The 7,912-nt window shown below is 42.9% G+C and carries 13 protein-coding genes; 4 read left to right on the top strand and 9 right to left on the bottom strand.

The features are described 5' to 3' along the window. Nucleotides 1-53: 53 nt before the first annotated feature. The 8 genes from Q0541_RS10825 to Q0541_RS34405 all read right to left on the bottom strand — a co-directional run bounded on the left by Q0541_RS10825 (nt 54) and on the right by Q0541_RS34405 (nt 3,711). Entirely contained in the window at nt 54-350 is a 297-nt protein-coding gene (locus Q0541_RS10825; RefSeq protein WP_298909495.1) for a hypothetical protein, read from the bottom strand. Next, nucleotides 301-477 (bottom strand): hypothetical protein, encoded by a 177-nt coding sequence (locus Q0541_RS10820; RefSeq protein ID WP_298909492.1) that lies wholly within the window; start codon nt 475-477, stop codon nt 301-303. The genes Q0541_RS10825 and Q0541_RS10820 overlap by 50 nt, the downstream gene beginning before the upstream one ends. A 108-nt stretch (nt 478-585) precedes the next feature. Continuing rightward, nucleotides 586-1,101: a transglutaminase-like domain-containing protein gene (locus tag Q0541_RS10815; RefSeq protein WP_298909489.1), complete on the bottom strand. Its 516-nt coding sequence runs from the start codon at nt 1,099-1,101 to the stop codon at nt 586-588. A gap of 27 nt (nt 1,102-1,128) precedes the next feature. Then, on the bottom strand, nt 1,129-1,524 hold the full coding sequence (locus Q0541_RS10810; protein WP_298909488.1) for a hypothetical protein: 396 nt from the start codon (nt 1,522-1,524) through the stop codon (nt 1,129-1,131). Between the two features lie 50 nt (nt 1,525-1,574). Continuing rightward, a complete protein-coding gene (locus Q0541_RS10805) occupies nt 1,575-2,330 on the bottom strand; it encodes a hypothetical protein (protein ID WP_298909486.1) in 756 nt (251 codons plus the stop codon). 202 nt (nt 2,331-2,532) lie between these two features. Beyond that, nucleotides 2,533-2,991 (bottom strand): hypothetical protein, encoded by a 459-nt coding sequence (locus Q0541_RS10800; RefSeq protein ID WP_298909484.1) that lies wholly within the window; start codon nt 2,989-2,991, stop codon nt 2,533-2,535. A 111-nt stretch (nt 2,992-3,102) separates the two neighbouring features. Further along, the gene (locus tag Q0541_RS10795) at nt 3,103-3,390 is read right to left on the bottom strand and encodes a hypothetical protein (protein ID WP_298909481.1); all 288 of its coding nucleotides are present in this window, start codon (nt 3,388-3,390) and stop codon (nt 3,103-3,105) included. Between the two features lie 60 nt (nt 3,391-3,450). Continuing rightward, nucleotides 3,451-3,711 carry a transposase gene (locus Q0541_RS34405; RefSeq protein ID WP_366941856.1) on the bottom strand — a complete coding sequence of 87 codons (261 nt, stop codon included), beginning with the start codon at nt 3,709-3,711 and terminating at the stop codon, nt 3,451-3,453. Between the two features lie 775 nt (nt 3,712-4,486). Here Q0541_RS34405 and Q0541_RS10790 point away from each other — a divergent pair. Then, nucleotides 4,487-4,900 (top strand): ester cyclase, encoded by a 414-nt coding sequence (locus Q0541_RS10790; protein WP_298909478.1) that lies wholly within the window; start codon nt 4,487-4,489, stop codon nt 4,898-4,900. A 480-nt stretch (nt 4,901-5,380) separates the two neighbouring features. Here Q0541_RS10790 and Q0541_RS10785 read toward each other — a convergent pair whose 3' ends face one another. Continuing rightward, nucleotides 5,381-6,130, bottom strand: a complete 750-nt coding sequence (locus tag Q0541_RS10785) for an SDR family NAD(P)-dependent oxidoreductase (protein WP_298909476.1) — start codon at nt 6,128-6,130, stop codon at nt 5,381-5,383. A 258-nt stretch (nt 6,131-6,388) separates the two neighbouring features. On the opposite strand from Q0541_RS10785, the gene Q0541_RS10780 reads away from it, so the two are divergent. The 3 genes from Q0541_RS10780 to Q0541_RS10770 all read left to right on the top strand — a co-directional run bounded on the left by Q0541_RS10780 (nt 6,389) and on the right by Q0541_RS10770 (nt 7,843). After that, nucleotides 6,389-6,610, top strand: a complete 222-nt coding sequence (locus tag Q0541_RS10780; protein WP_298909473.1) for a hypothetical protein — start codon at nt 6,389-6,391, stop codon at nt 6,608-6,610. A 187-nt stretch (nt 6,611-6,797) separates the two neighbouring features. Continuing rightward, nucleotides 6,798-7,085 carry a helix-turn-helix domain-containing protein gene (locus tag Q0541_RS10775; RefSeq protein WP_298909470.1) on the top strand — a complete coding sequence of 96 codons (288 nt, stop codon included), beginning with the start codon at nt 6,798-6,800 and terminating at the stop codon, nt 7,083-7,085. An 89-nt stretch (nt 7,086-7,174) separates the two neighbouring features. Then, nucleotides 7,175-7,843 carry a DUF5131 family protein gene (locus Q0541_RS10770; RefSeq protein ID WP_298909467.1) on the top strand — a complete coding sequence of 223 codons (669 nt, stop codon included), beginning with the start codon at nt 7,175-7,177 and terminating at the stop codon, nt 7,841-7,843. Nucleotides 7,844-7,912: the final 69 nt, after the last annotated feature.

Genomic DNA, 7,912 nt, shown 5'->3' with positions numbered 1-7,912 from the left:
TTATTTTAGCGATCGCTCTTTGGTGAAAAACTTTTTGGTTTACTGGGTATTGATCACGACTTGTTAAACTCTAATTGCCCTACATAATTGAATTCACCCTGACTTTCAGTAGAGGTAAATAACCGCATTTCATAGGAACCGGAAGCAGGGAGCTTACATGTAACTTGATCGCCTTGTACCGCGTGACCACAGGATTGGGAGTTGCCCCCACCTTTTGGGTTATAGCTAGCTAATAACCAAACATTCTTGGGATTTGCCAATACTAATTTTGCTTCATCACCTACATTCGTCTGCGATCGCCTACGGCGGGGCGTAAGCCCATCGCACAGGGCTGACAAGTTGCAAGCCATCAGCAAAAAACTTTGGTTTCATCATCGGCTGGCGCAAAAACTCACCAAGCAGTAATGGATTTGATAACAGCTGCCAAGCAGGATCTTTCGGAAAATGGCTGATCACCATAACTTCTGATGGCGGCATTAAGTATTCAGTACGGTAGTTCTTTGTAAAACCTGACGAGCGATCTACATAACCGCTATCCCAAGTAGCATCAATTAAGTACCATTGTCCTTTTACTTTTGCTGCATTCTACGCGTGACCCTGACCGCTAAGGTCGCTGGTTTGAGTCCGTGCATCTCCTACAACATAAATGATTTCTTCTCCAGCCGCTTTACCCAATGCTTCTAATAATTTTGCATAGTCGGCACACACAGACTTACGAGTTCTAAATACAGTTTCGGCATCTTGTGGAGGATATTGCCCTGCAAAATAAGATTCAGCATCGTATGCAATTCGATCTGCAACGTAATCGTGAAGAGCTTTAATTCGCTGTACCTGATCTGATTCCTTACTAACAATATACTGAGCAACTAATGCAATGCTTGTCTCTACACTGCTGGGCATATTGGCAACTGCGGGATGTATTTCCATACCTTCCCGCGCCCAACCATTGGTATTATTAGCAGGCTGTGGTTTGGCAGTATCTTGCGGTTTTAAATTCTCAAAAGGATCTCGATTAGTTTGGGGTTGTGGTTGGACTTTACTACTGCCATCATCGTAACGTTCAAAAGGATTTTTATTGAAGCTGAGATATATTCCTTCCAAACCATTTGCCAGCTTGAATAAATTCTGTCAAATTAGCTGTGCTGTTTGTCCTTGCAAATCACCAAGCATCCAGTAGCCTCGCGTTGAGAGAGCTACAAAACTCAAACGCGGTTGCCATACTAATAAAGCAGCGATCGCCACAAAGTTAATTACAAGAGTTCTGAGCGTTAGGTGATCGCCCCAAGTCAAAATGCGCTTTTTGCTCCGACTGCCCTTGCTTCTCTTGCTTTGCGCCCATAGTTCCCACAGTAAAGGAAAGACGGGAAATAAAAACACCCCTGCTAGTACGGCTAAAGAAGTAGAACGATTATTGTATGCAGCTAGGGAAGATGCTAACCAGACACTTAGAACGGGTGTGAGGTAGATAATAGCGATTGCAGTCCACTTGATTAATGTACCGATAAGTTGGAAGAGAATAGCCATATAGATTTACGTTCCAGAGAGTAACTAAATTAGAAAGATTTATACCTGGCTTATACCCAACCTAAATCTTCTAAAGCTTGACTAACCCGTTCCCGTAACTGCCACTGCCATTCTCGTTGAGTAGCACTTTCGGTATCTTCTAAACTTTTCCAATAACCAGAAGCTAACATTAGTGACCAGAATGGTTTACCACTATCATCGTATTGACGTGGCGAATAGTTTAAGTAATTTGCAACCAGTTCTGCGATTCTGGCGTATTGGAGATTTGCACCGCCAAAATACTCATATCCAGCCGCCTCTGCTAACTCAGTTGCAGTGATAATTTGTCCAGGTGCATGATAGTGAGCTTTGAGCATAAGTTTATGGCTATCCGTCAGTTGGCTGCTGATAGCTATAAAAGCTTGTTTATAATCCTCTAGTGACGGAAACTGAATAGCTAAAACTTCTTGAATTACATAGCTTTTGAACCTGTCTATGTCCGTAAAATAGCGATAACCAAGACGATTTGCAGCCTCTTCTATTTCCTGATCTGCATCAATTATCAGGGCAACTGGTTGACTTTTCCCGGATTGCAAACCATTGGGCCATGCTAAATCAAGTACTGCACTCACTGTTCTTGTCGAATCAGCAATTTCGTACATCCATTCACCCATCGGTAATCTCTGCTCCTGCACCCATACATTACATTCTTCCAGAATTCGTTCTTCAGCCAGTGGTACAACCGCAGTAGAGCTTTCCGCTTCTGGTTCTAAAACAGAATCTGTCGCTTTTGCTTCTGGAATATCCCCAGCGAATAAGCTATTCAAAAATTTATTGGCAGCTTGAGCTAAGGAGTCACGACGTGCGGTTAAGAAATCACGGTAGTTTTCAATTTGCTACAAACTGCGTTCCATTGGTATCCAGTGCGTTGCAATCGCACCCGGTTGGATTTGCTCGAATGCCTCGAAATACTCTGAGGGATGTCGGTTTGAGACTTTGAGGTTGGTTTCTTGGGTTAGAAATGTCAGGTTAGCGATCGCCTACGGCGGGCGCTTGCGCCATCGCGTTAACTTCAGATTTGGGATATCCAGCTTTGGAAAGTAGCGATTTAGGAAAAATATGATGGACTTGCAAATAGTTATGTTTACCAAGAAGATGTTTGGATAGTTCGATGCCACTATCCCAATCTTGTGCTTGATGCACACGAGTGAGCATATAAACTAATGGGTAAAACCTTGCTCCCACACCCCAACCTTGAAAGTCAATAGCTTTGATTTCCAAGTCTCCGCGATTTTGCCGTAGGTTGGCGATAAGTTGGTCTAGCGGATTATCTTCAGATTCCAATACGTGTAAATCTTGGGCTAGAACGCTCTCAGTTGAGCCTGCGTACCGTCCCCACAATAAAGTATGTACATACCAGTACAGTAACTTGTCGCGCTCTGTGTGATCTCTAAGATGTCCACCACGCCCAACAAGGTAACGCACCATGAGAGGAAAGGCGTAAATGCCACCTAGTACACGATTGTGGTCAAGTCCAAGCCGAGCAGAAATGAGGTTGAGCAGCGTATCAATAGCTTTTTCTGTCTTATATAGCCCGTCTTAAAATGTCGCAGTTTTAACATCTTTGAGCGCGGAAAACACTGCTTCTCCAGTAATAACTACGTTAATGCACCTCAGCAACCACTCCAAACGAAAGTCAAAACCTGCTTTATTCCATTTTGCCAGACGTGCTTTGAGTTCATTACGAGCATCAGGCCATTGGGCGCAAACTTTTGCTAGTGCTAAATCATCTTTAGATAGTTTGGTTCCTCCGCTATTGACAGTGTTAAAAATCTCTACAACAACATCAACTGTTTTATCTTCACCAATGACTTCTTCAATATGCAAATTGATATTTTTGATGCCTTCTAGTTTATTTAAAGCATTAATATACAGCGTATTGCAGGTTTATGAGGTACAGTAACAACAGTTTTTAAACCAGTTTTTTAAATGCACCGAATTAATCAAATCGAGAGCAGTTGCAATTAAAACATCAACCATTTTCGCAGTAGTTGGAGAAAAGGAACGTAAAAAAGCTTTTAATTGTGACCACCAATGTTCGATTGGATTAAAGTCAGGAGAATAAGGAGACTGATAAAGAACACTTGCGCCTTTTGATAGAATTAAAGGCTCAATCTCTTCGACTTTATGTGCTGGAACATTATCAATTAACTTCTACAGTACCCGACCATAATTGAGGAAGTAAACACTTTTCGATAAAGACTTGAAATGCGTTTCCATCCATTGAACCATTCAATGTTATAACAGCCAAAACTTGTTTTATGCTTATTGCCCCAATTACTGTTACCTTCGCTCCCCGATAAAACGGTTTAAAATCATACACTCTAGTTCCATGAGGGCTGCGGGCTAAGGAACGTGTTCAACCTAATAAAACGCCCATTTCATCAATAAATACCAAGTTTTCTGGCTCTATTTCTTTAACTTTCTGCCAATACCTAATTCTCAAATTTTGGACTCTTTCTGTCTTTGCTTGACTGCTACGTAACGTCTTTTTTTTACTGTGAGTTTTTGTTTTTGCAATGCACGACACATCGTACTTGTACTTACCCAATGATTATAGTTTGCACCCCAATATTCACAGTATTCCAATAATGTTGCATCTGGGTATCTCTCAACCATTGCAGCTATTTTTGATTCATATCCATCCAACTCACCCTTGATTGCCCCACCTTGCTGACCTCATTTACCTGAAATCTGCTGTAAATATGCATTTAGAGCGACTTCTCAACTCGACATCGATATTTTGAGAATGCGATCGCTAACCATGTGATTAAGCAAGCGCGGTTGGTTGGAGTGTATGAGTGCTAACATCTGTACAGTTTATTAGATCATTCTAGAAATCCAAGTCAGGTGCAAGCATGGGGGAGATGAGAAACAATTACACACCGCAAGGTAGAAAAACATTGAGCTTGTAAAGGAATATATGCAGATCGCCTATGATCCTAAGCGTGCCAGCGCCTTAACAGTAGCGCATCTGTGTGCATTAAACAATACATTTATCGCTCCCACTACTTTTCCCAATGTCCATACATTGGAGGAATATGCCCAGGAACATGGTGAGGTGATGAAGCAGGTTAACGATCTCTACTTTGTTAGTTTCGATATTCTCTTTGCGAAAGAAGATAGGGTGTGTCTGAGGTATACAGCCGAGGAAAGCCATAGCGGCCAACCGCATGGGAATATTTTTCCTCCTGGCAAGAAGGCACAGCGGACAGCCACTGCCACATTCAGGGTAGAGAACGGGAAATTAGTCGAGTTCATCAAGGACTGGAACAAGCTGTCTATGTGGGAGCAGTTTGGATGGCCGATTGAGGAGTGTTTGACACAGAAGCGGTAGGTAGAGACTATAAGCGAATGGCACGCTCGTTAAGGTGAAACCTCGTCAAGGCAGGGGGTTGAGGTTACGAGGATTGAGGCAACTGTAAAAGCTCTAGCACAGTTCTCTAAACGCAATCCGCTTTACATTAAGGCGATACTCAACCTGACTAGCCCGCTATCGGAATCTCTTATCTGGATTTTGGGGCAATATCTAGAGCAACTGGGTTTGTCTACCCAGTCACGGCGACCTATGGTAATCGGGCAGGCGGGTTAGGTATCACAGCTTTAATCCTGATGATATTCTCTTCGTGCAAAAGGTGCTGGATTATCGGCAACAGCAACGGGAGGAAAAGGAGCGAATTGATGAATCCCCAGTGTAGATTTTAGGACAGTATCTACAAGTGAGGCTGTCTACAGGTCACGGCAACCAGTAGAAGATGGCAAGCTTAGGTATTACCGTTTTAAATAGGGGAAGTATTGAGTTTTAAGAGTGTGTCGATTAGCGTTCTTGTTCAGTTGGGCGGATCAAGATTTCGTTGACGTTAACGTGTGACGGCTGTGTGACGGCATAAACGATCGCATTGGCAATATCTTCACTCTCCAGATTTTTGACCGAACCGTAAAAGTTTTTTGCCTGCTCTAGTGCAGTGGAATCCGTAATGTGCTGCGGTAGCTCTGTTGCCACTAACCCTGGTTCAATAATCGTGACGCGGATGTTATTTTGATAGACCTCTTTGCGAAGTGCTTCACTAAACGCACCAACTGCCCATTTACTGGCGTTGTAAACACCACTTCCAGCGTTTGCAACTCGACCTGCAACCGATGAAATGTTGACGATGTGCCCAGCACCTTGTGCCTTCATCAAAGGTAAAACTTTGTGAGTAGCATACATCAATCCCAATACATTGAGATTGATCATGCGTCGCCAGTCTTCTGTATCTGCACCGTCAATCAGACCTAACAGCATCACCCCTGCATTATTGATCAGAATATCAACTCTGCCAAATTTTGCATGAGTTTGGTTCACCAATGCTTCTACCTGCGCCTCATCTGAAACATCAGCAGTAATGGATAAGGCTTTTCCACCAGTGTCAGTAATACGGGCTTCTATGGCTTGCAAGCGATCGCTTCGACGGGCAGCAATTACTACCGTAGCGCCAACTGATGCCAGCGCCAGTGCTGTAGCCTCGCCAATACCAGACGATGCCCCTGTTACAATTGCTACTTTGTCAATCAACTTACCAGCCATTGTTAGTTTCTCCGTTGTTGTTTTTTCGTTTTTTATCTAAAAGTTAATTGACGGTTTGAGGGCTTTAGGCGCTCCGACGTATACTAAAGAGCCGAACACCTCTATGCATTGAATTACTTGCTCCTGGCTATTACAACTCAAAAAAATTTTGGACATTTGCCCCTCTTCTTTTGAGTCAAGCGTCGTCGCCTTGCCTGAAAGGGAGTTATCACACTTTTCTATTTTGTTTGACGGTAGCATGAGAAAAGGGTAAACGATATGAATCAGAAGATGGATTTGCCATTACTTGCCCTAAATCTCGAAAAAAGCCTCGCTCTGGTCGCTACCCATCTCAACGTTGAGTCAGTGGAGCTTGTGCTGATCGCTACAGGCAAACATAATTCTTCATTCTGGTTAGTTGCACCCCATAAGCATTTTGCATTGCAGTTAGCTCCAAGAGATTCAATAGGGTTGCTGTTCTACGAACGCCGATACGCCTAGTTATCCCTACATCTCTCATCTTTCTAAAGAACAAAATATGGATGACATAGCAAAGAATTGCCTACGACAGGTGGGTACACCATCGTATTGGCTCAAATTTTGCTACTAATAGTGGCAGATAACTATTGAATTTGTCAACTAAATATTGCAAAGCGTGACAAGCCGATAACAAATAGAAGAGGTTGTAATGATACCACTAAATGAAGTGGGTTCTATTAAATGGACAGAGCAGCGCAGTCAAAAACTGCGTTCATTGCGTGGCGATATGCCATTAGTAAGTTTGTCTAAAAAACTAAAGGAGCATGGTGTTGATATCTCTCGCCAGTATTTAAACAAGATGGAAACCGAGTTAGAAGTCAAAGGGGCAACCCCTGAGATGATCGTTGGCTTATGTAAAGTATTTGGCTGTAGCTTGGCTGAATTACTATGTTTGAAATCAACCAAAATTGTGCAATTGGGGGTTGACAAACTGTAACTAAAAGTTGCAGAATGTTTGTCAGGTCAAAGGAAAGCAAATTGCTTTTCCCTAAAACGCTTTCATAGTTAGCAGTACATTACCCACAGTTGGGCGTAGGCGTTGCCTGCCGTACCCCTACGAGGATCTTGCTACGCGGAGCGTCTACAAGAGTTAGCATCGCCAAGAAACGCGATTGGTTAACGGCGTTCAATAGCCCGACTGATGTTTTTGGTAAGTGGGTTCCGCGTTTTTGGCAACATGAAATGTTAGATGGAATGTTCGCTGCTCCTTTGCAAACATTCCAAATACTTACCAAGCATCCAGAAATTATGTTTTCATCCGTGGCGGAATGGCTTGATAGTCAAGAGCTAGACAAACTGCCTTCAAATATTTGGGTTGGCACTTCTATTGAAAATAGTCGCATTCTTGAAGAACGTAGTCAATTCCTTGCTCAGATTCCTGTTGATATTCGGTTTTGGTCGGTTGAGCCATTACTAGAAGATTTGGGCGATATAAGTCCGTATTTAAACCAAGTTCAATGGTTAATCTGTGGCGGAGAGTCTGGCCCTGGTTCAAGACCATGCCACATTGAATGGCTTGAATCAATTATCCAACAGTGTCACGTAGTTAAAACACCTGTGTTTATGAAGCAGTTGGGGGCGAATGCTTTCTTTGACCAACAAAGATTTAAAACCCGCGACAAGAAAGGGGGAGACATTGAAGAGTTTCCACAACATTTACAAGTCAGAGAATTTCCTTTTTCTGTACCTGAGTAAAAGCAAATCCCCCGGGGAGCAACGCGATTTTGTGAAGTCGGTCAAAAAAGGTGCGATCGCGAATAATTC

Source organism: uncultured Nostoc sp. (assembly GCF_937863485.1).
Taxonomy (GTDB): Bacteria; Cyanobacteriota; Cyanobacteriia; order Cyanobacteriales; family Nostocaceae; genus Nostoc.
This window is presented reverse-complemented; position numbering and strand designations above follow the sequence as displayed.